This window comes from Ensifer sp. Root1252 (assembly GCF_001425885.1).
Taxonomy (GTDB): Bacteria; Pseudomonadota; Alphaproteobacteria; order Rhizobiales; family Rhizobiaceae; genus Ensifer; species Ensifer canadensis.
The window spans coordinates 688,537-714,088 of record NZ_LMDT01000012.1 but is presented as its reverse complement, the minus strand read 5'-3'; the positions used below and the strand labels follow the sequence as shown (position 1 = coordinate 714,088).

The 25,552-nt window shown below is 62.0% G+C and carries 27 protein-coding genes and 1 riboswitch; of the genes, 11 read left to right on the top strand and 16 right to left on the bottom strand.

Annotation, left to right across the window (positions count from 1 at the left end):
• Positions 1-82: 82 nt before the first annotated feature.
• Both ASD02_RS16020 and ASD02_RS38255 read right to left on the bottom strand, forming a co-directional pair.
• Complete coding sequence (locus tag ASD02_RS16020) at positions 83-1,936, bottom strand: ABC transporter ATP-binding protein (protein WP_025427199.1); 1,854 nt, start codon at positions 1,934-1,936, stop codon at positions 83-85.
• On the bottom strand, positions 1,920-2,363 hold the full coding sequence (locus ASD02_RS38255) for a hypothetical protein (RefSeq protein ID WP_144239149.1): 444 nt from the start codon (positions 2,361-2,363) through the stop codon (positions 1,920-1,922). The genes ASD02_RS16020 and ASD02_RS38255 overlap by 17 nt, the downstream gene beginning before the upstream one ends.
• Here ASD02_RS38255 and ASD02_RS16015 point away from each other — a divergent pair.
• Positions 2,351-2,923: a GNAT family protein gene (locus tag ASD02_RS16015; protein ID WP_025427200.1), complete on the top strand. Its 573-nt coding sequence runs from the start codon at positions 2,351-2,353 to the stop codon at positions 2,921-2,923. The genes ASD02_RS38255 and ASD02_RS16015 overlap by 13 nt on opposite strands.
• Positions 2,924-2,929: 6 nt before the next feature.
• Positions 2,930-3,391 carry a tRNA (cytidine(34)-2'-O)-methyltransferase gene (locus ASD02_RS16010; protein ID WP_057208691.1) on the top strand — a complete coding sequence of 154 codons (462 nt, stop codon included), beginning with the start codon at positions 2,930-2,932 and terminating at the stop codon, positions 3,389-3,391.
• A gap of 77 nt (positions 3,392-3,468) precedes the next feature.
• Here the strand turns inward: ASD02_RS16010 and ASD02_RS16005 are convergent, their stop codons facing one another.
• Complete coding sequence (locus ASD02_RS16005; protein ID WP_025427202.1) at positions 3,469-4,044, bottom strand: NADPH-dependent FMN reductase; 576 nt, start codon at positions 4,042-4,044, stop codon at positions 3,469-3,471.
• 78 nt (positions 4,045-4,122) lie between these two features.
• On the opposite strand from ASD02_RS16005, the gene soxR reads away from it, so the two are divergent.
• A complete protein-coding gene (gene soxR / locus ASD02_RS16000; RefSeq protein ID WP_025427203.1) occupies positions 4,123-4,602 on the top strand; it encodes a redox-sensitive transcriptional activator SoxR in 480 nt (159 codons plus the stop codon).
• Positions 4,603-4,608: 6 nt separating this feature from the next.
• Here the strand turns inward: soxR and ASD02_RS15995 are convergent, their stop codons facing one another.
• On the bottom strand, positions 4,609-4,869 hold the full coding sequence (locus ASD02_RS15995) for a hypothetical protein (protein ID WP_025427204.1): 261 nt from the start codon (positions 4,867-4,869) through the stop codon (positions 4,609-4,611).
• A 298-nt stretch (positions 4,870-5,167) separates the two neighbouring features.
• Between ASD02_RS15995 and hemF the strand changes: the two genes are divergently transcribed.
• Positions 5,168-6,079: an oxygen-dependent coproporphyrinogen oxidase gene (gene hemF / locus ASD02_RS15990; protein WP_025427205.1), complete on the top strand. Its 912-nt coding sequence runs from the start codon at positions 5,168-5,170 to the stop codon at positions 6,077-6,079.
• Positions 6,080-6,290: 211 nt separating this feature from the next.
• On the opposite strand, the gene ASD02_RS15985 is transcribed toward hemF, so the two are convergent.
• Positions 6,291-6,467 carry a hypothetical protein gene (locus tag ASD02_RS15985; protein ID WP_156407975.1) on the bottom strand — a complete coding sequence of 59 codons (177 nt, stop codon included), beginning with the start codon at positions 6,465-6,467 and terminating at the stop codon, positions 6,291-6,293.
• 156 nt (positions 6,468-6,623) lie between these two features.
• Here ASD02_RS15985 and ASD02_RS15980 point away from each other — a divergent pair, with 156 nt between their 5' ends.
• On the top strand, positions 6,624-6,896 hold the full coding sequence (locus tag ASD02_RS15980; protein ID WP_025427207.1) for a BON domain-containing protein: 273 nt from the start codon (positions 6,624-6,626) through the stop codon (positions 6,894-6,896).
• Between the two features lie 7 nt (positions 6,897-6,903).
• Here ASD02_RS15980 and ASD02_RS15975 read toward each other — a convergent pair whose 3' ends face one another.
• From ASD02_RS15975 to ASD02_RS15960, 4 genes are all read right to left on the bottom strand, one after another.
• On the bottom strand, positions 6,904-7,521 hold the full coding sequence (locus tag ASD02_RS15975; protein WP_025427208.1) for an ABC-type transport auxiliary lipoprotein family protein: 618 nt from the start codon (positions 7,519-7,521) through the stop codon (positions 6,904-6,906).
• A 91-nt stretch (positions 7,522-7,612) separates the two neighbouring features.
• Positions 7,613-8,983: an MlaD family protein gene (locus ASD02_RS15970; protein ID WP_025427209.1), complete on the bottom strand. Its 1,371-nt coding sequence runs from the start codon at positions 8,981-8,983 to the stop codon at positions 7,613-7,615.
• A gap of 102 nt (positions 8,984-9,085) precedes the next feature.
• A complete protein-coding gene (locus ASD02_RS15965) occupies positions 9,086-9,895 on the bottom strand; it encodes an ABC transporter ATP-binding protein (RefSeq protein WP_057208693.1) in 810 nt (269 codons plus the stop codon).
• Positions 9,896-9,908: 13 nt separating this feature from the next.
• Positions 9,909-11,063 carry an MlaE family lipid ABC transporter permease subunit gene (locus ASD02_RS15960; protein ID WP_025427211.1) on the bottom strand — a complete coding sequence of 385 codons (1,155 nt, stop codon included), beginning with the start codon at positions 11,061-11,063 and terminating at the stop codon, positions 9,909-9,911.
• A gap of 138 nt (positions 11,064-11,201) precedes the next feature.
• Between ASD02_RS15960 and dgcA the strand changes: the two genes are divergently transcribed.
• Positions 11,202-12,185, top strand: coding sequence for an N-acetyl-D-Glu racemase DgcA (dgcA, locus tag ASD02_RS15955; protein ID WP_025427212.1), 984 nt, complete (start codon positions 11,202-11,204; stop codon positions 12,183-12,185).
• Here dgcA and ASD02_RS15950 read toward each other — a convergent pair.
• Together ASD02_RS15950 and ASD02_RS15945 are read right to left on the bottom strand one after the other, a co-directional pair.
• Entirely contained in the window at positions 12,137-13,357 is a 1,221-nt protein-coding gene (locus tag ASD02_RS15950; RefSeq protein ID WP_025427213.1) for an MFS transporter, read from the bottom strand. The two genes, dgcA and ASD02_RS15950, sit on opposite strands and share 49 nt — an antisense overlap.
• 105 nt (positions 13,358-13,462) lie before the next feature.
• Positions 13,463-14,302, bottom strand: a complete 840-nt coding sequence (locus ASD02_RS15945; protein ID WP_025427214.1) for a UDP-2,3-diacylglucosamine diphosphatase — start codon at positions 14,300-14,302, stop codon at positions 13,463-13,465.
• 175 nt (positions 14,303-14,477) lie between these two features.
• Here ASD02_RS15945 and ASD02_RS15940 point away from each other — a divergent pair, with 175 nt between their 5' ends.
• The 4 genes from ASD02_RS15940 (at position 14,478) to ASD02_RS15925 (ending at position 19,761) form a co-directional block, all read left to right on the top strand.
• Positions 14,478-16,790 (top strand): NADP-dependent malic enzyme, encoded by a 2,313-nt coding sequence (locus ASD02_RS15940; RefSeq protein WP_025427215.1) that lies wholly within the window; start codon positions 14,478-14,480, stop codon positions 16,788-16,790.
• A 176-nt stretch (positions 16,791-16,966) separates the two neighbouring features.
• On the top strand, positions 16,967-17,704 hold the full coding sequence (locus tag ASD02_RS15935; RefSeq protein WP_025427216.1) for a LuxR family transcriptional regulator: 738 nt from the start codon (positions 16,967-16,969) through the stop codon (positions 17,702-17,704).
• A 154-nt stretch (positions 17,705-17,858) separates the two neighbouring features.
• A complete protein-coding gene (locus tag ASD02_RS15930; protein ID WP_025427217.1) occupies positions 17,859-18,503 on the top strand; it encodes an acyl-homoserine-lactone synthase in 645 nt (214 codons plus the stop codon).
• Between the two features lie 187 nt (positions 18,504-18,690).
• Entirely contained in the window at positions 18,691-19,761 is a 1,071-nt protein-coding gene (locus tag ASD02_RS15925; RefSeq protein WP_025427218.1) for a DUF2865 domain-containing protein, read from the top strand.
• Here ASD02_RS15925 and bluB read toward each other — a convergent pair.
• The 3 genes from bluB to ASD02_RS15910 all read right to left on the bottom strand — a co-directional run bounded on the left by bluB (position 19,670) and on the right by ASD02_RS15910 (position 22,899).
• Entirely contained in the window at positions 19,670-20,461 is a 792-nt protein-coding gene (bluB, locus tag ASD02_RS15920) for a 5,6-dimethylbenzimidazole synthase (protein WP_057220819.1), read from the bottom strand. The two genes, ASD02_RS15925 and bluB, sit on opposite strands and share 92 nt — an antisense overlap.
• Before the next feature lie 44 nt (positions 20,462-20,505).
• Positions 20,506-20,715: riboswitch (cobalamin riboswitch) on the bottom strand.
• 77 nt (positions 20,716-20,792) lie between these two features.
• Positions 20,793-21,614, bottom strand: a complete 822-nt coding sequence (locus ASD02_RS15915; RefSeq protein WP_025427220.1) for an SDR family oxidoreductase — start codon at positions 21,612-21,614, stop codon at positions 20,793-20,795.
• A gap of 91 nt (positions 21,615-21,705) precedes the next feature.
• Positions 21,706-22,899: a phytanoyl-CoA dioxygenase family protein gene (locus ASD02_RS15910; protein WP_057208695.1), complete on the bottom strand. Its 1,194-nt coding sequence runs from the start codon at positions 22,897-22,899 to the stop codon at positions 21,706-21,708.
• A 100-nt stretch (positions 22,900-22,999) separates the two neighbouring features.
• Here ASD02_RS15910 and ASD02_RS15905 point away from each other — a divergent pair, with 100 nt between their 5' ends.
• Positions 23,000-24,025 (top strand): LacI family DNA-binding transcriptional regulator, encoded by a 1,026-nt coding sequence (locus ASD02_RS15905; RefSeq protein ID WP_025427222.1) that lies wholly within the window; start codon positions 23,000-23,002, stop codon positions 24,023-24,025.
• A gap of 34 nt (positions 24,026-24,059) precedes the next feature.
• On the opposite strand, the gene ASD02_RS15900 is transcribed toward ASD02_RS15905, so the two are convergent.
• Both ASD02_RS15900 and ASD02_RS15895 read right to left on the bottom strand, forming a co-directional pair.
• Positions 24,060-25,025, bottom strand: coding sequence for a quinone oxidoreductase (locus ASD02_RS15900; RefSeq protein ID WP_025427223.1), 966 nt, complete (start codon positions 25,023-25,025; stop codon positions 24,060-24,062).
• Between the two features lie 12 nt (positions 25,026-25,037).
• Positions 25,038-25,526: a 2,4'-dihydroxyacetophenone dioxygenase family protein gene (locus tag ASD02_RS15895; RefSeq protein ID WP_057220818.1), complete on the bottom strand. Its 489-nt coding sequence runs from the start codon at positions 25,524-25,526 to the stop codon at positions 25,038-25,040.
• Positions 25,527-25,552 lie beyond the last annotated feature (26 nt).

Below are 25,552 nucleotides of genomic sequence, written 5' to 3'. Positions count from 1 at the left end.
TTCCACCATCGGGCGCATTACAAATGCGTTAGGTGACGTGGCAAAACCCCGCCGCCCGCATGGGCGGCAGGGTCACAGCGGATCACTCCGCCGCTTCTTCCTTCTCGGTATCGTCGGCGATGAAGCCGCCCGACTGGCGTGACCAGAGGTCGGCGTAAAGGCCGCCCTTGGCCACGAGTTCGGCATGCGAACCGGTTTCGACGATCCGCCCGGCCTCGAGGATGACCAGGCGGTCCATTTCCGTCAGCGTCGACAGGCGGTGGGCGATCGCGATCACCGTCTTGCCAGCCATCAGCGCGAACAGGTTCTCCTGGATCGCCTGCTCGACTTCGGAATCGAGCGCTGATGTCGCTTCGTCGAGGACGAGGATCGGCGCGTCCTTGAGGAAGACGCGGGCGATCGCGATACGCTGGCGCTGGCCGCCGGAGAGCTTGACGCCCCGTTCGCCGACCTGGGCGTCGAGCCCCTTGCGCCCCTGGTTGTCCTCGAGCGCCTGGATGAACTCCCAGGCATTCGCCCGCTTCGCAGCCGCGGTGATCGCCTCGTCGTCGGCTTCCGGGTGTCCATAGGCGATGTTGTCGCGAATGGAGCGGTGCAGCAGCGAGGTATCCTGCGTGACGACGCCAATCTGGGCGCGCAGGCTATCCTGGGTGACGGTGGCGATATCCTTGCCGTCGATCCGGATTGCGCCTGACTCCACGTCGTAGAACCGCAATAGCAGGTTCATCAGCGTCGTCTTGCCGGCACCCGAGCGTCCGACCAGGCCGATCTTCTCGCCCGGCTTGATGTCGAGCGACAGGTGATCGATGACGCCCTTTGCCTTGCCGTAGTGGAAGCGGACGTTGTCGTAGGTGATCGCACCCTTTTCCGCCTTCAGCGCCTTGGCATCCGGTTCGTCGACGATGTCGTGCGCCTTGGTCATCATGCCGATACCGTCATAGACAGTGCCAATGTTCTCGAACAGCGCCGAGACTTCCCACATGATCCATTGCGACATGCCGTTGATGCGCATGGCCAGACCAACGGCGATCGCGATCGCGCCGACCGAGATGGCACTTGTCAGCCACAGGTGAATGCCGAGCGCGCTGATTGCAAACAGCGCGATGCTGTTGTTGGCGTAGACCAGCACGTGGAACAGCGTCACCTTGCGCATCTGGCGATGCACCGTGTCGAGGAAGCCGTCCATGCCGGCGCGCGCATACGTTTCCTCGCGGCCTGCATGCGAGAACAGCTTGACCGTGCCGATGTTGGTGTAGCTGTCGACGATACGGCCCGTCATCATCGATCGCGCGTCCGCCTGCTCCTTGGAAATCTTCTGCAACCGCGGCACGAAATAGGTAACGATGCAGATGTAGATCACCAGCCAGACGGCGAGCGGCGTCACCAGCCGCCAGTCGGCAGCGGCAACGACGATCAGCATCGTGACGAAATAGCTGACGACATAGACGAAGACGTCGAGGATCTTCATCACCGTTTCGCGAACCGCAAGCGAGGTCTGCATGACCTTGGTCGCCACGCGGCCGGCGAACTCGTTGGCGAAGAACGTCATGCTCTGGCGCAGCAGATAGCGGTGCATCTGCCAGCGGGCGATCATCGGGTAATTGCCGAGCAGCACCTGGTGCATGATGAACGAATCGATCGCCACCAGCAGCGGCAGGCCGATCAGAACCAGGCCGCCCATCCAGATCAGCCGGTGACCTTCCGCCTGCAGGAAGGTGTCGCGATTGGCACTCGACAGCCAGTCGACCATGTTTCCGAGAAACTGGAACAGCGCCACTTCGCCGATGGCGATGAGCATGGTGCAGACCGACATGATGAGCAACCACGGAACTGCGGGCTTGGAATAGTGCCAGCAGAAGCCGAAAAGGCTCTTCGGCGGAAGCACGGGCTCTTCCGTCGGATAGGGATTGAGGCGGGATTCAAACCAGCCAAACATAGACTTGCTCCTTCAGAGTATTTTGAAGGAAGGCGGGAATTTGCCCCGCATTCTTTATCGTGAAAATTTCAGTCCGGAAATGCTGCCCGCCATAGCGGTTTGTCTTCCGGAGTTCCGGAAGCGCGCATCGATCTCTTGAAAGATAAGTCGCGGAACCGGTCAGGCCAAACGGTGGCCCATCACTCCTGGAAGGCGTGTCAACATCAATACAGTCATCATTGCCTCCGTCGGTTCGCGTTGAAGAGAGGTTCTCTCTACCCCTAATCGCGTCGACATGCCAGATTGTCGCAGGCACTTTCCTGCCTGTTTTTTCATCGTTCGGTCGGATGTTGCTCATTCGGCACAGATTAGACACCGCGAAATCAAACGGAAACGACACATGGCAGGCGCGTCCGGCATTGGTAGGAGACGCATATGAACGCATCATCGACGCCCCCTCCCGAATTGAAAGGACAAGGTTTCCATCTGAGGCGGCCGCAAGGGGGCGACGTCGAGGCGCGACTGGCGCTCGGGCGGGATCCCGAGATCCACCGCATGTTCGGTGGCAGCGCCACCTTCGCCCGCGCTTTCGGACAAGCGGATGCAGAAGCGTGGGTGCAACACCTCGTCGAGCATCCAGCTGCCTGGATCATCGATCGCAACGGGCCAATTGGCGAAGTCAGGCTCGACAATATCAACCGGGTCGACCGGCGCGCCTCCTTTGCCATCGGCATCTTCAATCCGAAATTGCTCGGCCAAGGGCTTGGCACTGCCGTCACCAAGCTTGTATTGGCGCATGCGTTCGGCGCGCTCGGCCTGCACCGTGTTTCGCTGCGCGTGCTTGCCTTCAACGAGCGCGCCATCGCCAGCTACCGCAAATGCGGCTTCTCGGTCGAGGGACGAGAGCGAGAGACGGCGCTGATCGACGACGCCTGGCACGACGACATCATGATGGGGATTCTGGCGCATGAATTCTCCGCCGCAAAAGACAAGTCGCAAGAAAAGTGAACAGACGTGAGTGACCTCCGCATTGCCCTCTACCAGCCCGACATTCCCGGCAATACCGGCACGATCCTGCGCCTTGCTGCCTGCCTCGGCCTTGCCGTCGATGTCATCGAGCCGGCGGGCTTCGACCTTTCCGACCGCAATCTCAAGCGCGCCGGTATGGACTATATCGCCTCGGTCACCCTCACCCGCCACATCAACTGGGAACGGTTCGAGGCGTGGCGGGTGCCGACCGGCCGAAGGCTTGTGCTCGCCTCCACCAAGGCCGCCGAGCCCTATACCCGCTTTGAATTCAGGCCCGACGATATCCTGCTGTTCGGTCGGGAAAGCGCCGGTGTGCCAGACCATGTGCATGATCGCGCGGAAGGCCGCATCCTCATCCCGATGGCCGAGGGGCAACGGTCGCTCAACGTCGCCATGTCTGCTGCGATGATCGCCGGCGAGGCGATCCGGCAAGTGCAACTGCTCTGAAAAACATCGCATGGTAATGCCCTGCCTTTCCCGATGGGGGGTGACGATGGGCGCGGCCAACGGCAGCGCCCCAAAATTCAGGCGGCAACCTCGTTGTAGGGCGTCGCCTTGCGGGCCTGCTTCAATGTCCGCGCCCACCAGATGAGCCGATCCATCATCAGGAACAGCGGCGCACGCAGCTCCTCGGGCTTGTAGAGGTTGCCGGCCGCATCGAACTTCGACCAGGCTTTGGCAAACTGGACGCCGTCGCGCAGCGTCACCGCATGCAGCTCGGCAAAGACTTGGCGCAACTGCTCGACGGCGCGGATGCCGCCGGAAGCGCCGCCATAGGAGACGAAGGCGACGGGCTTGGCATGCCACGGCTCGTAGACCGAATCGATCAGTTCCTTCAGCGCGGCCGGGTAGCCGTGATTGTATTCCGGCGTCACCACCAGGAAGGCATCCGCTTCGGCCACCTTGCGCTCCAGCCACTCGCCGGGATTGACCGTGGCGCCGACGCCGCGCGATGCCCTCAGCCGTGCCGGATCGATGACCGTGAGATTGAAGACGTTCGAATCCGAGATCTCACGGATCAGCCAGTTGGCGACCGTGTCGCAGAAGCGCCCCTGCCGGGCGCTGCCGTAGATCACCGCAAGCGTCATTTTCTCTGTCATGGGGATCAGCTCCTTGTTGTGAATTCCATGGAGCTCATGCTATAAAACCTCAACATTAGTTGAGGTCAATAGCCCGCCATGACGATTGTAAGAAACAGCGAAATGCGACGCGAACTGACCGTCGGCGAAGTCGCCGAACGCAGCGGCGTCGCCGTTTCCACCTTGCATTTCTATGAGGCCAAGGGTCTGATCCGCAGCAACCGCAGCCGCGGCAACCAGCGCCGCTATCCCCGAAGCGTGCTGAGGCGCGTGGCGGTAATCAAGGTGGCGCAACGGACCGGAATTCCGCTTTCGGAAATCCAGGCGGCGCTGACGGTGCTGCCCGACGACCGGCCCCTGACGGTGCAGGATTGGGCTCGGCTGTCGGAAAGCTGGCACGAGCAACTGAATGCGCGCATCGCCAGCCTGATGGCGCTACGCGACCACCTGACGAGCTGTATCGGCTGCGGATGTCTGTCGCTCAGGGAATGTCCGCTGCGCAACCCCTACGATGTGCTCTCGATGGAAGGCGCCGGCCCTCGGCTGATGGATGCGACGGAAGAGGACGGCCAGCCCTAGGAGGCCTCAGTCTGCAGTCGGCAGGCGGCGCATGGTGAACTCGATCTCGTCGCCGTCGAGCTGGCGCCAGCTTTCCACTTCGGTCCAATAGGCGGCTTTTGGCCAGGTATCGAACCATTCGCGCGCCTTGGCGCGGGCCGCACTTCGATCGAGCCGAAAGGTTTCACGCACGAAAAGGCCATCGCCTCGTGTCGGATTGTCCCGGCGATGCCGGGCGATCTGGCGCCGCAAACCATCGAGCGGCGGACCTGCGGGTATTCTTGCCATGGGCCATACCTCTGGAGGTAAAGATAGTGTGAGTATCGGGCCATTGCGAGTCCGTTTTACACCGCCCATACGATGCGGCAGACTGCAGCGCGGCGCGCCAAATATGACGCGCAAAGGACGCTGCAGCGCTTTAGACTTGCTGCATAATTTTCTCCTTAAATCGAATCTGATTTAAGGAATTATGCAGTAGCCCGATGGCCCCTCCGCCGTTGCCAATCCGGCGGAAATATGAACTGTGGCCCAGATCAACGAATCGGCGGCTTTCCGGCGCGCAAAGCCGCGAACAGGACAAATTTTCATGGAACGACCGCAACTACCCCAGGGGCTGCCTGCCGATATCGAAGACAAGAAGGCAGCAGCCAGAGCCTGGTTCGAAAGCCTGCGCGATACGATCTGCGCCGCTTTCGAGGCTGTCGAAGACGACCTGACCGGCCCGCTGTCCGACCGTGAACCGGGCCGCTTTGTCGGCAAGGAATGGAGCCGGGACGGCGGCGAAGGCGGCGGCGGTCGCATGTCGATGATGGAAGGTCGCGTCTTCGAGAAGGTCGGCGTACACACCTCGACCGTCTTCGGCGAATTCTCACCGGAATTCCGTGAGCAGATCCCCGGCGCCAGCGAAGACCCACGCTTCTGGGCATCGGGTATCTCGCTGATCGCGCATCCCGTGAACCCCAATGTGCCGGCCGTTCACATGAACACCCGCATGGTCGTCACCACCAGCAACTGGTTCGGCGGTGGCGCAGACCTGACGCCGGTGCTCGACCGCCGCCGCGTCATGACCGACCCTGACACGCAGCTGTTCCACCGCGCGATGGAGATCACCTGCAACCGTCACTCGGTGGCTGATCACGCCAGGTACAAGCAGTGGTGCGACGAGTACTTCTTCCTGAAGCACCGCAACGAGCCGCGCGGGACCGGTGGCATCTTCTACGATTGGCTTCAGTCTCCGGCCGAGCAAGGCGGTTGGGACGCGGACTTCGCCTTCACGCGTGATGTCGGCAAGGCGTTCGCGCTTGTCTACCCCAAGATCGTGCGCACCAATTTCAATACGCCCTGGACCGAGGAAGATCGCGACGAGCAGCTCGTGCGTCGCGGCCGCTATGTCGAGTTTAACCTGCTCTACGACCGCGGCACCATCTTCGGCCTGAAGACCGGCGGCAATGTCGAGTCGATCCTCTCGTCCCTGCCCCCGGTCGTGCGCTGGCCCTAAAAAATTTCTACTGCATGTTTCCTTAAATCCTATTCGATTTAAGGATAAAAACACGCAGCAACTCAAGGTGCTACAGCGACCTTTGCGCGTCTCATAAGACGCGCGGCGCTGTAGGAAAAGTGCGAAGCGGTTTCCGTCAGGAAATACTTGGAAATGAAGAGATAGAGCGTTTCTGAGGCTCCTTTTGAACGAAACCGAAGGTGCGCGGACGTCATTTGCAGATGCGCACCTTCTTGATCACCACCCGGCCATAGGCGCCATAGGTCTGCACCGTCTTGACCACGCAGGTCTGTCGATAACCGTAGCTGTAGTTGCCGGCTTTTGCCGGAATGGCGAGAGCAATGACAGTCGTCATCGCGAGCGCGACGGCGAAGAGAGAATGGCGCATGAATGGTTCCCCGTTCGAATTCTGCGGCCAGGAATGACGTGCGATCCGCATGTCCGAGCCATCGCACGAAAGCCTGGATTGCGCTGTTTCGATTGGAACAGCTGAACAAATCGTCGAGCGCCGCGTTGTCCTTCCATCGAGGAAGGGGGCCGGACCATGATCTTCAAGAAGCGCACATTTCACGGCAGCGAACCGGATCGCAGCACCGGGGATCACCCCGCCGAGCTGGAACGTCGCGTGGCGCATGGCCTTGCGGTGACGCCCGGGCTCGATGCATCCGACGTCACGGTTGTCTGCCAGGGAAATACGATCGTGCTTGCGGGGCATGTCGCCACGAAGGCCGAATCCGCCCGCGCCGAAGAAGCCGCAAGACTGACGAAGGGGGTGGCAGAAGTGGTCAACCGCATCGAGGCGGCAGAGGGAAGATAGGACTGGCTCAGATAGAACCGAGCGTCCAGCCGACGATCTCGGATGCGACCGTCGCGAACGCCTGATCGAGGGCCCTGACGAAGGCCGGGTTGCCGGTGCCCTTGACGCCGGCCGTGGCGCGGAATGCCTTCTGCGCCCGCACAGTGCCGTTCCGGTCATTGACGATCTTTGCAAAGATCTCGACGACCGCCGTATCGGCGCCTTCGGTCGAGATCTCGAAGGAGCGGATCTCGCTGATCACCTGATAGTCGATCGCCAGCCCCTCGCCGGGCTTGCCGACGCCCGCCACCTTGCCGGTATTCTCGAACGCCTGAACCAGCTTTGCCTGCACCATGCGCGGCAGGCGGTCGCTCCATTGTGCCTTGGACAGATACTGCAGCTCCGAACCGGAAAGACGGATGACGACCTGGTCGCTGTCGAGCGCTTTCAGCGCCGTCGGTTCCGGCACGAGTATCTGCTTGCTGGTCGCAGCCCGTCCTTCGACGACCGGCGACGCGGAAAGGCTGAATGTATCGTTGACGGCAGCACCGGCGCCGCACCCGGCCAACAAGACAGCCAGCGTGAAAACCAGGGCAGAGCGTTTCGCTCCCGTCTCACGCATACACACCAGCCCCGGAAAATTCATACTGCCCAAACCCTTGTCCAATTCGCAGCACCTTAGAGCGCTCTTTAATGAAAGCAACCCGCCGGCCCCACCCGGCTTTGTCTTACCTGATTCAGCGTCGGGTGCGACCATCGTATTGCTTGACTGTTTCGCCGCCGAACAGCAGGCGTTGCGGATTCTTGTCGAATGTCGAAATCGTATTCTCGAGGCTCTGCACGGTGCGACGTGTATCGGTCACCAGTGCCTCGACATCGCGAAGGCCGGAGCCGGAGAACCGCTTCAGATTGTCTGCAATCGGGCCGATCTGGGCGTTGAGGTTGTCGGCCATCTTGCGGAACGATTCGAGCGTGGTGCGCGCCTCGGCCGAAAGCGACGGTGCGTCGGCATCGCCGAGGAACCCATCGACCTTGACGAGGATGCTGTCGACGCGGCTGGAGGCAGCATTCAGCTTGCTGGCCATCTGGGTCACGTCGGTGATCGTGCGATCGATGTCCTGCTGGCGCGCCGTGATCTTCTCGGCAAACTGCGTGATGTTGGCGACCGTCCTGCGGGCGTCGGCACTTGCTGCCGAAATGTCGTTGACAACAAGTTCGACCTTCTGCTTGTCGACGGCAGCCACCAGCGTATCGACGCGCTCGAGCGTCTTCTGCGCATTCTTGCCGAACTGGTCATAGGTCTCGACCGTGCGCTTGAACGCTGCAATGGTTTCGGAAACGCCGCCTGAGGCGGCCTTCAGGTCATTGCTAAGCTGCTCAACGTTGCTGACGATATGATCGATCTTTTTCGGATCGACCGACTTCACCAGCACGTCGGCCGAGGCAAGGGTCGAATCAAGCTTCTTCGACGCGGCATTGATCGATGCCGAAAGCTCGGTCACGCTTTTCAGGAAGTCGTCGATTGCGCCGGAATTGTCGGCAAGCGCCTTGGAGAATTTCTCGGCATTGCCGATCGTGCTGGTCAGGGGGCCGCGCACGTCCTTGACGAAGCCCTGGATGTCGCTGATCGCATCGTCGGCGCGGTCCATGATCTTGTCCGCTGTCGCGAGCAAGCTGGTGACGCTCGACTGGTCGGCAAGAATGCGCGCCTGCGTACCATTTTCAACGGCGCTGCGCAGGATGTTCTCATCGCCCTTGTTGCCACCGCTCAGCTCGATATAGGCAGAACCCGTCAAACCTTGCACTTCGAGCGTCGCCTTGGTCGATTTCAGCACGGGCGCATCGATGGAGACTTCCGTGACAGCAATCGAGTAACGCGGATCGTTGGCGTCGATCGCCAGATTGCGCACCGAGCCGACGGGAATGCCGTTGAAGCGAACAGGCGAGCCGACGGAGAGCCCGTTGGCGGAACCCGGAATGTTGACGACCAGCTCGACCATCTCGCCGCTGCGGCCGTATTGCGACATCCAGTAGACGAAGCCGAAGGCAGCCGCGATCACGAACACCGTGAAGAAGCCGACAATGGCGTAGTTCGCTTTAGTTTCCATTCGTCCCGACTACCTCAGTGGCCATCCTATCGGCCGTTCTTCTGCTTCAGACACCCCGGAAGATGTCCAAGACACCCGGGATCGCCCGCCGGCTTCCTGACGCTATTCGTCGTGCCGCACGATCGACCGCGCCCGTTTGCCCCGGAAATAGGACTGCACCCAAGGATCGTCACAGGCCAACATGTCCTCGACGGTCCCCTCGACCAGAACCTTCTTGTTTCCGAGCACCGCAATGCGATCGCAAACCGAAAACAGGCTGTCGAGGTCGTGAGTCACCATATACACGGTCAATCCGAGCGTGTCGCGCAGCTTGGCGATCAACTCATCGAACTCGGCCGCGCCGATCGGGTCGAGGCCTGATGTCGGCTCGTCGAGAAAGACGAGATCGGGGTCGAGCGCGAGCGCGCGGGCAAGTGCGGCTCGCTTGATCATGCCGCCCGAAAGCTCGGATGGGTATTTGTCGGCCGCCTCCGGCGCCAGACCTACCAGCTCGATCTTCACGCGCGCCAGTTCGTCCATCAGGCTCTGCGGCAGGTCGAGATATTCGCGCATCGGCACCTGGATGTTTTCACGCACCGTGAGGGCCGAAAAGAGTGCGCCGTGCTGAAAAAGCACGCCGAGACGCATGTCGAGCGCGATCCGGTCAACCTCGGACATCCTGTCGTATTCCGCGCCAAGGATCTTGATCGTGCCGGAGCGCTTGGCCAGAAGCCGCAGCACCGTGCGCATCAACACCGACTTTCCGGTACCCGAGGCACCGACGAAGCCGAGGATTTCGCCGCGAAAAATCTCGAGGTTGAGCTTGTCGAGCACGATGTGGGAGCCGAAGCCGACCGTCAGGTCGCGCACGGACAGAACCGCTTCGTGTTCGTAGGCCGGATCCTGCTGTCTTTCCGTGGCTGCTGTGCTCATCGTTCCATCCGCCTCAGAAATCGATCGCTGCGTAGAACATGGCAAACAGGCCGTCGATCAGGATCACCACGAAGATCGATTTGACCACCGAAGAGGTCACGTGGCGGCCAAGCGATTCGGCGCTGCCGCCAACCTTCAGGCCTTCGACTGCCGCCACCACGCCGATGATCAGCGCCATGAACGGCGCCTTGATCATGCCTGCCGCAACCGATGAGAAATCCACGGCCTCCTGCAGGCGCGACAGGAAGGTCGCAACGGTGATGCCCGAATAGGTCCAAGCGACCAGCGCCGCACCGGTCAGTGCTGCGAAGTTGGCAATGATGGTCAGGAGCGGCAACGCGATCGTCAGCGCCACGAGGCGCGGAAACACCAAGACGCCGACGGGGCTGAGGCCCATGACCTTCAGCGCGTCCACCTCCTCGCGCATCTTCATCGAACCGATCTCGGCCGTGATCGCGCTGCCCGAACGCCCGGCGATCATGATGGCGGTCAGCAGCACGCCGATTTCGCGCAGTTGCAGGATGCCGACCAGATCGACGACGAAGACTTCGGCGCCGAAATAACGCAGCTGGAATGCGCCTTGCTGCGCAATGATCGCACCGATCAGGAAGGACATCAGCATGATGATCGGCACGGCCTTGACGCCCATGCGGTCGATCTGGTGAACGATGGCCGCCGGCGAGACGCCACTGTGCCGCCCGAGCTTGAGCTGGGCACCGCGAACCGCCGAGCCGAGAATGTACATCGCCGCGACGGTATCGTTCCAAGTGGCGATCATCACCTCGCCGACCGGTGCGAACAGCCGCTGGAACAGCGGAAGATGTTCGCTTTCGTCCTCCGGTGCCGGCAGTTCCGCCGGTAGCGCGCCGATCAGCTCGACATAGCGTTGACCGCCGTCGACGAACTGGATCTCGTCCTTTTCAGGTCCGGCAAGCCGCGTCATGAAGCGCCGGATGATCCAGGCGCCGGCCGTGTCCATAGCCGTCACACCCGACAGATCGAACTGCCTGACGCTGCTGCCCTTGCGCGCAAGCTGTTCGAGCTTGGCGGCCATGGCTTCAGCTGTCTCGTGCCGCCAGACGCCTGAAAAGACATACGCGCGTTCCGAGCCTCCGGCGTCTCCACTGAGCGCGACATCCGCAACGATCTTGGTCTGGGAACGCGTCACCTGGTCTCTGTCATCCCGATTTGCTAACCGCTCGTAAAAGCTTGCTCCGTCATAACGGCTCACATCCTTGATGTCATCCTGACGAAGCCGGTAACATCAAGACCTAAGCGCCAGATAGGCCCCGCCGGAGAAGATTTCATGTCAACTGTGCTCGAAGCGACAACCGAAGACTTCCCGATTGCGGGCACATTCACGATTTCACGCGGTTCGAAGACCACGGCAAGCGTCGTGACATGCCGAATCACCAAGGACGGCACCAGCGGTTGGGGGGAATGCGTACCCTATGGCCGCTACAACGAAACCATTGCCTCGGTGCTCGCCGAAATCGAAGCCATATGCCCGCAGATCGAACAAGGCCTGACGCGCCCGGAGCTACAGTCGGCGATGAAGCCGGGTGCGGCCCGCAATGCGGTCGACTGTGCGTTGTGGGATCTGGAAGCAAAGCAGAAAGGCAAATCTGTCCATGAGCTTGCCGGTCTCTCCTCACCTGGCACATTGACGACGGCCTATACGCTGTCGCTTGCCGAGCCCGATGCGATGCGCAACCAGGCCGCACAATATGCCCACCGCGCGCTGCTCAAGATCAAGGTCGGCACATCAGACGATGCCTCCCGCATCCGCGCCGTGCGCGAGGGTGCGCCGGAGAGCCGCATCATTCTCGATGCCAATGAAGGCTGGACGCCCGACAGCCTCGCCTATCACTTCGCCATCTGCGCCGAGCAGCGCATCGACCTGATCGAACAGCCGCTTGCCGCCGGCCATGATCAGGCCCTGGCCACGATCGCCCGCCCCGTTCCGGTGTGTGCCGACGAGAGCGTGCACGCGACCGGCGACCTCTCGGCCCTGGTCGATCGCTATGACGCCGTCAACATCAAGCTCGACAAGACGGGCGGCCTGACGGAGGCGCTTCGCATGCGCGATGCGGCAACGTCGCTCGGCCTCAAGGTGATGGTCGGCTGCATGGTCGGAACCTCGCTCGGCATGGCACCGGCAATCCTGGCGGCGCAGGGCGCGGATTTCGTCGATCTCGACGGGCCCCTGCTTCTGGCACGCGATCGCACGCCCGGCCTGCGCTACGAAGCCTCGCTGGTCTTTCCGCCGGAACCACGCCTCTGGGGCTGAAGATACCAGGCGGCAACGGCAAAGCAGCAGCCGGCAAAGGCGACGACCGACATCGAATAGAACCCGTTCACCCCGTACCAGGCGTAGAGATAGCCGGACAGGAAGGTGAGGATCGCCGTGAAAATGCCGGTGTAGAAGAAATAGAGCCCCTGGGCCGATGCCTCCTGCTCCTCGACGACGCGCTCCACCAGCTTGTTCTGCATGCCGGTGTGCATGATCGCATAGGTGAAGGCGTGGAAGCACTGCAGCACGAAATAGCCGGAAAAGCCGAGATCCATCGGGAAGATGATCCAGCGCACGACCGCCAGCGAGCAGCCGGACAGGATCATCGTCCAGACGCTGAAGCGGCGGATGATCGCCTTGGCGAAGATGAACATCGTCACTTCAGCAGCAACGCCGGCACTCCAGAGGATGCCGATCTCCGTGCCGCTATAGCCGATATGCTGCCAGTAGATTGCCGAGAAAGCGAAGAGCATGGCGTGGCTGGCGTTCACCAGCGTCACGCCGATCAGCAATAGCTGCAGATCGAGCTGGCGCAACGATTGCGGCGGAGGCTCGGTCAGCGCCGTGATCGGTGACGGGCGCCGCGGTCGGCCGACCTTTGGCGCCGCAAAGGCCATCAGGATCGTCAGGCCGAAACCGACCGCCATCGCCGGCAGCACCATGTCGCCACCGAAGATGCCGATCATCCAGCCGCCGAGCATGGTTGCGCCGATGAAGGCGACGGAACCCCAAAGCCGCATCTGCGCATAATCGAAACCCCAGCGCCGGACGCCGGAAAGCGCGATCGCCTCGACGATCGGCACATAGGGCGAATAGACCGCCGATTGCAGCGTATAGATGATCAGAACCGGCCAGAACTCCCGGGCGTAGAACAGCACGAAAGCCGTCGCCAGCGACAGGAAACCTGACCAGATCAAAACGATCGTGCGCTCTCCGAGCCGATCGGCGATCACACCGGCAATTGGCGCGGTGATCACGCGTACGAACATCGGCAGCGCCAGCACGACGCCGATCTCGAAATCGCTCATGGAAAGCGTGCTCAACCAGACCGGAAAATACGGCATTGCGAAACCGTTGACGATCAACGGAGCGCAGAAGAGCAAGGCGATGCGAAGCGCAAAATGACGCGGCGGAGGGCCCACAGTTGCGGGCGCTTGGGAGGGAATCATGGGAGAACCTGATGGCTATCGGCCAGCAATAGCATAGCCCGCTGCCGGATCGCCATAACCTAGATTTCACTACAAGCGACGCTTGCGCCCTCGCCGGCGTTCCCGTCAGGCTGCCCGTTGCGTCAGCAGGTGCGCCAGAAGCCGTTCGGCTTCGGCCGTTCCCTCGGCCTCTGCGACGCCGCCGCGCATCTGATGCCAGGTGATCAGTTCCATGGTGCCGTCGTGGTGTTCGGCGATCGCCGTGCAGCTTTCGACCCAGTCGCCCGTGTTGATGTAGCGCACGTCGCCGATATCCTCGATGACCGCATGGTGGATATGGCCGCAGATCACGCCCTGCGCATCATGCCGCCGCGCCTCGTCGGCAACCACCTTCTGGAACTCACCGATAAAGTTGACGGCGTGCTTCACCTGCAGCTTCGCCCAGGAAGAGAACGACCAATAGGGCATGCCGAGCCGGCGACGAACGGCGGCCAGGCCGATATTGATGGCGATCGCCGTATCGTAGGCCCAGTCGCCGAGATAGGCGAGGATGCGCGCATTGCGCACGACCACATCGAATTCGTCGCCATGCAGCACCAGATAGTTGCGGCCGTCGGCACCCTTGTGCATATGGCGCTGCGCCACTTCGATGCCGCCGAAGTGAACACCCGGGAAATCGCGCATGAACTCGTCGTGATTGCCGGGGATATAGATGATGCGCGTGCCCTTGCGCGCCTTGCGCAGCAGCTTCTGGACGACGTCGTTGCAGTTCTGCGGCCAGTACCAGCTACGCTTCAACCGCCAGCCATCGACGATGTCGCCGACGAGAACAATGGTCTCAGCCTCGTGATGGCGCAGAAAATCAATAAGAAAGTCGGTCTTGGCGGCCTTGGAGCCGAGGTGGACGTCGGAGATGAACAACGTCCTGAGGTGTCTTACGGAATTGATTTGCGGTGCCGCCATCATACCAGCCTCGTCTTGATTGAGCCTTCTGGGGCCCGTCAAAACCAGACTCGTGTTTCAGGAAGATGACACGGACGCCGGCCGCTTCGTCGCACCGGCTTAAAAGAACCGCGCAAAAACTGTACGCGGTTCGCAATTCATGCCACAAGGCCACGTCCAAAAAAGAGGAATGCAGACTATGAGCACGGGCGACAAAACGAAATCCCAGACAGGTCCGGTCAGCGGCGACATCGACCAGCAGGCCCTTTTCTTCCACCGTTACCCTCGCCCTGGGAAGCTCGAAATTCAGCCCACCAAGCCGCTCGGCAACCAGCGCGATCTCGCGCTCGCCTATTCGCCCGGTGTGGCTGCGCCCTGCATCGCCATCCGCGACAATCCTGAAACGGCTGCCGACTACACGGCACGCGCCAACCTTGTCGCGGTCATTTCCAACGGCACGGCCGTTCTCGGCCTCGGCAATATCGGTCCGCTTGCCTCCAAGCCGGTCATGGAAGGCAAGGCCGTCCTGTTCAAGAAATTTGCCGGCATCGACGTCTTCGACATCGAGATCGACGCGGCGAGCATCGAGCGTATGGTCGATGTCATCTCGGCGCTCGAGCCGACCTTCGGCGGCATCAACCTCGAAGATATCAAGGCGCCGGAATGCTTCGAGGTCGAGCGCCAGTTGCGCGAAAAGATGCAGATCCCCGTCTTCCATGACGACCAGCATGGCACCGCGATCATCGTTGCGGCCGCAATCCTCAACGGTCTGGAACTGGCCGGCAAGGACATCGCCAAGGCCAAGATCGTTACCTCGGGTGCAGGTGCCGCAGCGCTCGCCTGTCTCAATCTGCTGGTCACGCTTGGCGCCAAGACCGAAAACATCTGGGTGCACGACCTCGAAGGCCTCGTCTACAAGGGCCGCGAAGTGCTGATGGACGAATGGAAGTCCGTATACGCGCAGGAAAGCGACAACCGGGTATTAGCCGACAGTATCGGCGGCGCCGACGTTTTCCTCGGTCTTTCCGCCGCTGGAGTCCTGAAACCGGAACTGCTGGTGCAGATGGCCGAAAAGCCACTGATCATGGCGCTCGCCAACCCCACGCCCGAGATCATGCCGGAGGCAGCGCGCGCGGCGCGCCCCGACGCGATGATCTGCACCGGCCGTTCGGATTTCCCCAACCAGGTCAACAACGTGCTTTGCTTCCCGCACATCTTCCGCGGTGCGCTCGACTGCGGCGCAAGCACGATCAACGAAGAAATGAAGATGGCGGCGGTCCGCGCCATTGCCGGCCTTGCCCGCGAGGAGCCGTCCGACGTGGCCGCCCGCGCCTATTCCGGCGAGACGCCGGTCTTCGGTCCCGATTACCTGATCCCCTCGCCCTTCGACCAACGCCTGATCCTCCGGATTGCGCCGGCGGTTGCCAAGGCTGCCGAGGAAAGCGGCGTCGCCACCCGCCCGATCCAGGACTACGACGCCTATCTCGACAAGCTGAACCGCTTCGTCTTCCGCTCGGGCTTCATCATGAAGCCGGTCTTTGCCGCCGCCAAGAATGCGCAGAAGAACCGCGTGATCTTCGCCGAAGGTGAAGACGAGCGCGTGCTGCGCGCCGCCCAGGTGCTGCTGGAGGAAGGCACGGCCCGCCCGATCCTGATCGGTCGTCCGCAGATCATCGAGACGCGCCTGCGTCGCTACGGCCTGCGCATTCGTCCGGATATCGATTTCGAGGTGGTCAACCCCGAGGGCGACCCGCGCTACCGCGACTACGTCGAGGACTATTTCGCCCTCGTCGGCCGTCTCGGTGTCATTCCGGAAGCTGCCCGCACGATCGTCCGCACCAACACCACCGTCATTGGGGCGCTTGCCGTCAAGCGCGGCGAAGCCGATGCGCTAATCTGCGGTGTCGAAGGGCGTTACAGCAAGCACCTGCGCGACGTCTCGCAGATCATCGGCAAGCGCGACGGCGTGCTCGATTTCTCGGCCCTCAGCCTGCTGATCTCGCAGCGTGGCGCCACGTTCTTCACCGACACCTATGTCAGCTACTGCCCGAGTGCCGAAGAAATCGCCCAGACCACCGTCATGGCGGCGCAGGAGATCCGGCGCTTCGGCATCACGCCACATGCCGCCCTGGTCTCGCATTCGAACTTCGGCTCGCGCGATTCCGAGAGTGCCACCAAGATGCGCCAGGCGCTTCAGCTTGTGCGCGAACTCGCGCCCGATCTGGAAGTCGATGGCGAAATGCACGGCGATTCGGCCATCTCCGAAGTGCTGCGTCAGCGCGTCATGCCCGACAGCACGCTCTCGGGCGAAGCCAACCTGTTGGTCTTCCCGAACCTGGATGCTGCCAACATCACGCTTGGCGTCGTCAAGACGATGACGGACAGCCTGCATGTCGGACCGATCCTGCTCGGCTCAGCACTGCCGGCGCACATCCTGTCGCCGTCCGTGACCTCGCGTGGCGTCGTCAACATGGCGGCACTCGCCGTCGTTGAAGCCAGCCATCCGGGCTAGCGACGCCCTCGTTTTTAAGGGCCGCCGCACCCGGCGGCCCTGTGATGCTGCCGCGACCCTGGGCAACAACCATTGTTTGCAAGGGTCGACAATCCACAGCAAATCGGCTGTCGGTTCTGGACAAAAGGTGAACCCCCAACCATTGTGGGGTTTAGCGCAAAAATCGGTGTTGTGGCATGACTGAACAACAGGCTGTCCTCGACATGCTGGAAATTCTGGAATGCGGAGGCTGTGTCGAGCCGGCCCATTTCTTTACGTTGATGCGCCGTACCTTTCGCATCGCTCATCTCCTATATCTTGAAGCTGAGCCCTATGCCGACGAGCTCAAGATCTGCCGGTTGCACCACACGTTCGGTGCCTACGCGGCCGAGCTTTATCTGACGCGGGAGCTCTACCGTATCGACCCGATCCTCAAGCTGGCGCTCGGTGGCGTCAGGCCTGTCGAATGGACGACGGCGCGCCACCGCTTTCCCGAATGCGAGCCATTGTTCAAGACGGCCGAAGAGATCGGCCTTTCCAGTGAAGGCGTCGCCCTGCCGCTGCCCTCGCCGGCCGGCCGCACCGCCTTGCTGGCCATCAACGTCAATATGTCGGCCGCGGAGTGGTCGATCTATCGGCGCAACCACTTGCGCGACTTCCAGCTCGCCGCCAACCTGTTTCATGCCGGCATGCTTGAAAACGCCGCCATGACAGGGGGGCTGAACACGCGCGATACGCGCCTCACAGGTCGCGAAACCGAGGTTCTCACCTGGTCGGCGGCCGGCAAGAGCTATTGGGAAATTGCCACCATTCTCGGCATTTCCGAACGCACCGTGCGTTTCTTCATGACCAATGCCCGCCGAAAGCTCAATGTTGTCTCCAACACGCAGGCCGTGGCCCAGGCCGTTCGCCATGCACTGATCCCGACGGTTTGACCCACCCTCAAGACGCTCCTCCTTCGCTCATCTGAAAACCCGTCTATATTTAGTGGGAAAAAACGGTTTCCGGAACTGTCGGTAGTGACAGTTTCGCCCCTGCCTGAGGACTGACAGCATCACGCCATCCCCCAAAACAAGGATGGAGAAGAAGATGATCAGGATCCTCAACGGCAGGACACGCGGACAGCACCCACAGTCCATCGACGAGATGTTCAAGCTGCGCAAGCGCGTCTTCCACGATTTCCTGAAATGGGACGTGCAGACCGATGGGGAATGGGAGATCGACAATTACGACAAGTCGAATCCGCTCTATATTCTGTCCTATTCGCCGGAGACGGGAAAACTGCGCGGATCGCTGAGATTGCTGCCGACGCTCGGCCCCAACATGCTGGACGATACGTTCCCGATCCTGCTTGGCGACAACCCTGAGATCCGCAGCGCCTCGATCTGGGAATCGAGCCGCTTCTGCATCGACCCGGAGATTTCTCAGGACCGCGCCTCCAACCAGGTGACCGTCGCCGCCGCAGAACTGATGTGCGGTGTCGGCGAACTCGGGCTGGCCTCCGGCATCAGCCATATCGTCACGGTGACCGATGTCTTCCTCGAGCGGATGTTCCGCCGCATGGGTTGCCCCGGCGAGCGCATCGCTGACCCGCACCGGATCGGCTCGGTCTATGCCGTAGCGGTCGCCTGGGAAGTGACGCCGTCGCTGCTCAGCGCCATGAAGGCCGTAGCGGCGATCGAAGGCACGGTTCTTGAACGGCCGATGTCGCTGGAGACGGCACGCGCCGCCTGATCTCTAACGCTCCTTCCGTTCCTCCCACCGGACGGAGCTGTTAACGCAATGCGAGGCTTGTCGTTGCACCGGCGGCGACAAGCCTTATGATAGGGCTGAAACAGGAAGTGCCGACAGCGACCGAACCCGGACAACAAGGGTGGCGCCGTGCGGTTGCAGGAATGGACGTTCGCCCGTGTTCCGGAACATGAAAACCCTAGCCGCGGCGACCTTGCCGCTGCTTCTGGTTCTTGCCGATCAGGCGCTGGCCTCCAGCGTGTGCGACCGCCTGAACACTCGGCTCGCCGAACTGCCCGCCGCCATCGAAACTACGGCCGATACCCGCGATTATGCGAGCGCGATTTCCCGACAGAACATCGAATTGCGCCGGGCGCGCAACGATCGCCGACGCGCCGGCTGCGGCACAGGCAGCGTCGTCGTCTTCAACGGCGGCGACCCGGATATCTGCACAGACATCAACAGTCTGATCGCCGAGATGGAAGACAATCTGCGCATCCTCAAATCGGAGCGCCAGCAGCTGATGTCAGGCGATGGAGACGATACGCGCCGGCGCATCCTCGCCGCCCTCGAGATCAACGGTTGCTATGGTGGCAGCGAGGAATTTGCGACCGCCGACCCGGACGAGCCGGAAACGTACCGCAACATCCTGCGCGATCTGCCGCCGGACGAAAGCTACGGACCAATGCTGCGGGACGGCGAAATGGGCACCTACCCGCCGGAAAGCGGCGTCTATTCCGGCACGCTTCGCACCATGTGCGTGCGCACTTGCGATGGCGCCTTCTTCCCGATCTCGTCCGAGGCAAGCCCTGTGGACTTCGCCCGCGACGAGCAGGCCTGCCGCGCCCGCTGCCCGGGTGCCGAAACAGAACTATTTTTCCACGACCTGGCGACCGAGGAGAGCGACCAGATGGTCTCCGCCTCGACGGGACGCCCCTATAAAGAACTGCCAAACGCCTTTGCCTATCGGACGCGCGGCGTCGGCAAGCCGGGCATTTGCGGTTGCCAGATTCCAAAGATCGCGACGACGCCCAAGGCTTCCAGTGGCAACACTGGCAACAGCGAATCGTCGATCATCGTCATCGAGGGCAAGAAGGAAGCGGCCGCCCCTACCGCCAAGGCGGCTGCGGAGGAGCGCCCCTACGATCCCGCCAAGAGCAAGGTGCGGGTCATCGGGCCGACGTTCCTTCCCCAGGAGGAAACGTCGATCGACCTTCGCCATCCGAAGGGTCCGGGCTACCAGCCGGTTCAGAGCAACTGATCGCAGCGTCTGCCTTTCGGCAGGTTCCCCAGCCTTCCTCGAACACCAGCTCCTCCAGCGGCAGCCGCTGGCGCCAGCCCTTAACCGCAAGTTCCGGCTCCTGGTAAAGGCGATCGACATATCCGAGGCAAAGCCAGGCGACGATCACGACATGATCGGGAATGCCGAGGATCGCCTTGATCTCATTTTCATGAAAGATACTGACCCAGCCGACACCAACGCCTTCGGCGCGCGCCGCAAGCCAGAGGTTCTGCACGGCACAGACGGTGGAATAGAGATCCATCTGCGGGTTATGGGTGCGCCCGAGAACGACCGCTCCACCGCGCGTGCGGTCGCAGGTGACGCAGATGCTCAAGGGTGCCTTGCGGATCCCCTCCAGCTTCAGGGAGCGGTATTTCGCTTGGCGGTCGCCATCGAACATCAATGCCGCTTCGTCGTTGGCGCGGGAAAAGGCCTGCCATACCCGCTCGCGGGTTTCGGCCTGCCGGACCACGACGAAATTCCACGGTTGCATGAAACCCACCGATGGCGCCCGGTGCGCAGCATTGAGCAGGCGCATCACCACATCGTCAGGCAAGGGTTCGGCCAGGAACTGATCCCGCACGTCCCGGCGCGTTTCGATGGCTCGATAGACGGCTTCGCGCTCGTCGGATGAAAAGGCCTCTGCAGCCGCAAGGCCGCCATTAGCGTCAGTCCGCATCGTTCGATCCCCAACAATGCACAACCTTCCGCCGTCCGCGCGGATATCGGTCTATCTTGCCAGGCCGGTCTTCTGACTTCGGATCAACCGGCCGCCTCACCTTCCCAGATCACATGAAGATCCAGTGGCAAGATCTTGAGCAAGCACAAAATCCCTAGAGGCAGTCGTCCCCGTCACAGCGTTGGGCACGTTCCGGAATAACACCGGATTCCCGATTCTCCCGCGTTGCGGGCACCTGACGGCGTCATAAGGGCACAGCCCACAGGGAATGACAAGCAAGTCCGGCGTCGCTTGCCGGTCACTCCACAGGGCCTCGCGACAGCGTCAGATGTCAGAGCGGCGCGACCGGATGCGGCGAGCCGTCATAGCCGCCCCACACCGACTGGTCGAAGCAGATGACCGACCCCGTCATCAGGCCGGACTCATCCGACGAGAGATAGGCGCAGGCACGCGCGACTTCCTTGGGGTCGACAAGCCGACCGAAGGGTTGGCTGGCGGCCGCCTTTTCGAGCCAGTCGTCTGCCGCCCCATGAAATTCGCGCTGGATGCGGTCTTCCCCTTCGGACGCCATCCAGCCGATATTGAGGCCATTGACGCGAATGCGGTTGCGCAGCAGCGCATAGGAGGTGTTCTTGGTCAGCGTCTCCAGCGCCCCCTTCGACGAGCAATAGGCGGCGATAAACGGCTGACCGGCCATCGCCGACATCGAGCCAATATTGACGATGGTGCCCTGCGTGCCCTCCCGCCGCATCAGCTTTACCGCTTCCTGCATCAGGAAGAACGGTGCGCGCACATTGACAGCGAACATCCGGTCGAACAGTTCGGGGCTGGTGTCCAGGATGGTGCCGCGATCGGTGATCGCCGCCGCATTGACCAGCGCATCGACGCGCCCGAATGTGGCGTCGCAGGCGCTGACGACCTTGCGCGCGTCCTCGACCTTTTCGAGGTCTGCCTCGACATAAAGTACCTGCGCGCCGGTTGCCTTGCGGATCTGCTCGGCCTTCGCTTCGCCCTTGGCAACGTTGCGTCCACAGATGACGACACCTTTAGCCCCACGTTCCGCAAACAGGTTGGCGATCGTTGCGCCCAGCCCCTGCGTCCCGCCGGTGACGATGGCGATCTTGCCGTCGAGACGGCCATATTGCTCGGTCATGAAAGTCCTCCCAGAATTGAAAGTGAGATGAAAACAGGGCGACCGGCCCCCGCCGCAGAACGCCGGGGACCGGAAAGATCGATTCTGCCGTTCAGCTCAGCTTGCGCTGTGCCTGCTCGCCAAGCGCGCTTCTGAAATCCGCATCGCTCCACCTGCCTGCCAGCGCCTCATGCATCAGTTGCGCCTGGGTCTTCGGCGCGAGACCGCCCAGCGGCGGATCGCGATCGAGATTGGTCGGGAAGGAATAGCCCTCGGCACAGGACGCAATCGCATTGGCCGCCTCATCGGCCGAAAGCGTGCCGGATGCCACGAGTGCGGTCAGCGCCGGGTAGAGGGCTGCACTCATCCTGGCGCGATCGACGGTCTCCATCGCCCTCCCGAAGGCCGAGGAGACCTGGAGCAGGTTGGCGACGCGCTTGATATCAGTCGAATGATTGCTGCCGGCCGCATGGAAGAGAGCCGGGTTGAAGAAGACGACATCGCCCTTTTCCAACGGCAGCTGCACGTGATGCTGGTCGAAATAGGCCCGGAACTCCGGACGTTTCAACGCGAGATAGCCGGGCACGTAGGTCTGGCTATAGGGAAGGAAAAGCGTTGGACCGCTCTCGATCGGCATGTCGCAATGGGCAACGGCACCTTGCAACGTCAGCACCGGCGACAGCCTGTGCACATGAACAGGATACTGCTCGATGACATCAGAGGTCTGGAATCCCAGATGATAGTCGCGATGGGCCGCCTGCGACGCGCCGCCGGGATTGACGCGATTGACCTGCGCCGTCAGCTGGTAGTTCGGACCAAGCCAGGCTTCGCTGACGAGCGCGATGATGGCGTTGGCGTAATAGGCGGCAAAGTTCTCAGGGCTTTTCAGGCAGTGTTTTTCGAGCGAATTCCAGATCCTGTCGTTAGCGCCGGGCTTGGCAAAGTGGTCGCCGCCGCCACTGTTGGTGCGGTGTTGCTCGTCGATGATGGCGTCAAAGATGCCGCTGGCCGCATCGATGACTGATGTGTCGGCATAGGCGTGCTTGAACACCGCCACCCCGGGCCCGGTTGCCAGCACCTCGCAGATTTCGGCCAGGGCAGCGCGGCGCCCCTCGGTCGTGGCGCAGGCGGCAACCAGGCTGGCGCTGTCATAGATCAGCACATTTTTCTCGCAGGCGAGCGCGTGTGGATAATCAGCAAGGTTCGTCTGCCGCTCCACCTCCGCACGGAACGCCTCGATGTCGCAGGCATCCTCGCTCAGCCACACACGGTCGAGGCGCTGGCGCGCCCTGTTGTCGGTCTTCATCTCGTTCCTCCTCAGAAACTTTCGATGTCCCGACTATAGGCGGCGTGAGATCGTGATATAGAGCAGGAATCCATCAAAAAACCATCAGGAGAGTTCGTCGTTGGCACATCCGTTTCTGGTCAAGGATATCGCCTTTCAGGCGGGACTCAGCACCGCGACCGTCGACCGCGTCCTGAATGAACGTCCCGGCGTGCGCCGGCAGACGGCAGCCCGCGTGCGAGCCGCCATCCGCGAGCTGGAGAAGCAGCAATCGGGATCGGAGATGCAAGGCCAGAAGCGCGCGATCGATATCGTGATGGAGGCGCCGGAGCGCTTCACCGAGGCGGTCAGGCAGGCGTTCGAAACCGAGGCGCCGACCTTCATGCCGACCACGTTTCGCTGCCGGTTCCATTTTGCCGAGATCATGCGGCCGCACGACATCGCGCAGCTGCTCGACCGCGTCCGCCTGCGTGGGACCGACGGCGTCGTGTTGAAGGCACCTGATGTGCCCGAAATCGTTGGCGCCGTCGCCCGCCTCGAACAGGCGGGAATTGCGGTCGTCGCGCTTGTCACCGATCTGCCGAACTCGGCGCGCACCGCCTATGCCGGGGCCGACAACCGCGCGGCCGGCGAGACGGCGGCCTATCTCGTGGGCGAACGGTTCGCCGGGCAGGCAGCAACCGTGCTCGTGACGATTTCGAGCAGCCGTTTTCGTGGCGAGGAGGAACGCGAAATCGGCTTTCGCCGGGTGCTCCGCGAGCACTATCCGGCGATCCGCATCGTCGAGATCAGCGAAGGCTACGGCAAGGACGCCGAAACCGGTGTTCTTGCAGCAAGAGCGCTTGCGACAGACGCCGACATCAATGCCGCCTATTCGATCGGCGGCGGCAACCGCGCCGTGCTGGCCGCCTTCGAGCGCCTCGGCCGCGACTGCAGCCTGTTCATCGCTCATGACCTCGACCAGGACAATCTGGCGCTGCTGCGCCAACGCCGGATCCATTTCGTCCTGCATCATGACTTGCGCAGCGACGCCCGCATGACTTTTCGCGCTATTCTCGCACGACGGAGCGGCGCCGGGCAAAAGCTGGGCGGAAGCCGACTGTCGGCCGTCGAGGTGATTACACCCTACAACGTGCCCATCATTTGAAAGGCGGGCCCCGCGACGACACGGGGCCGGTCTCTCACTCCGGCAAAAGCACGATCTTTCCGGAAAAGCTGCGGTCTTCGAGCCGCGCATGGGCTGCCGCACCGTCCGACAGTGCGAAGGTCTCGATGCGCGGACGTTCGATGATACCAGCGCGCAGGGCCTGGAACAGACGCTCTGCCCGGCTTAGCCGTTGCTGCCGGTCTGTCAGAAAATCCCAGAGATCGCCGCCAACGACGGTTTTCGAATTTTCCATGAGATAGCGCGGATCGACCAGCGGCGCCGGCCCACCCGCCATGCCGAATGTCACCAGCGTGCCGCGCGAGCGCACCGCCGAGAGACTGTCGAGCAAGGTTATGCCGACCGAATCATAGGCGACATTGACCCCACCGGCGCTCAAGGTGCGCACCTTGTCCGGCCAGCCCTCGTCATATCCGAGCGCATGGGCAGCACCGGCGGCCTTGGCAAGGGCCTGCTTTTCCAGCGTCGAGGCCATGGCGATGACGCTTGCGCCGCGCGCGATGGCGAGCCGGATCAGCAATTGCCCAACGCCACCGCCTGCCGCCTGGACAAGAACCGTGTCACCGGCCCGGACGCTATAGCTGTCCTCAACCAGATACTGCGCCGTCAGCCCCTGCAGCAGGAGCGCTGCCGCCGCCTCGAAGCCGATATCAACAGGAAGCGGAATCGCCCGCTCCAAAGGCACGGTCACCCGCGTTGCATTGGCAAACGGCACGTCGGCAAACCCTATCCTGTCGCCGAGGGCGATGCCTTCAACGCCTTCACCGACCGCGATGACCTCACCGGCCCCTTCATAGCCGGCAATAAAGGGTGCCTTGCCGGCGAGCACATAATTGCCCTTGCGCCGGTAGATATCGGCGAAGTTCAGCCCGATCGCCCGCATGGCGAGCTGGATGTGGCCGGGCGGCACGGCCGGGTCGGCAACCTCGCGGTAGCTCAGCACCTCGGGCCCACCGAACGAGTCGAACACCAATGCATGCATGATCACTTCCCCCTATCGGATGAGCGTACGGACGAATTCGTCGCCGAGCCCGACGGACTTACAGTGTGCCGCATACCGATCGAGCCTGACGAGCACATCTTCATACCCTTCGGCGTTGCCGTCCTCGTCGAGATAGACCAGGGGGCCGAACACATGGAACAGCGCCTTCATATGCCCGGCCTCCGGATGCACGTAGAGCGTATGAATGTCTCCCGCCGGCTCGAAGATGAAGGTGCCGCGTCGTGCTATCCAGTCGCGCTCACGATACCCCCAAGTGCCCTCGAGCGTCCAACCGGTAACCGGATTGGAATGGCGATGCCGCTCGATCGTGCCGGCTCCCTTCGCCTTGAAGAGGCTGACCCAGCTCCCGCCGCGCACGTCAAACAGCAAGGGCAAGGAAAAGGCACTGTCGCCAAATGGCAGCCATCGCCGCTCGTCGGCCTCCGCATCGGCAACGAGCAGCTCGTCTACTCCATATCTGCTTTCGGCAATGTTGATCACAGTCCATCCTCCCGTTAACTTCAACA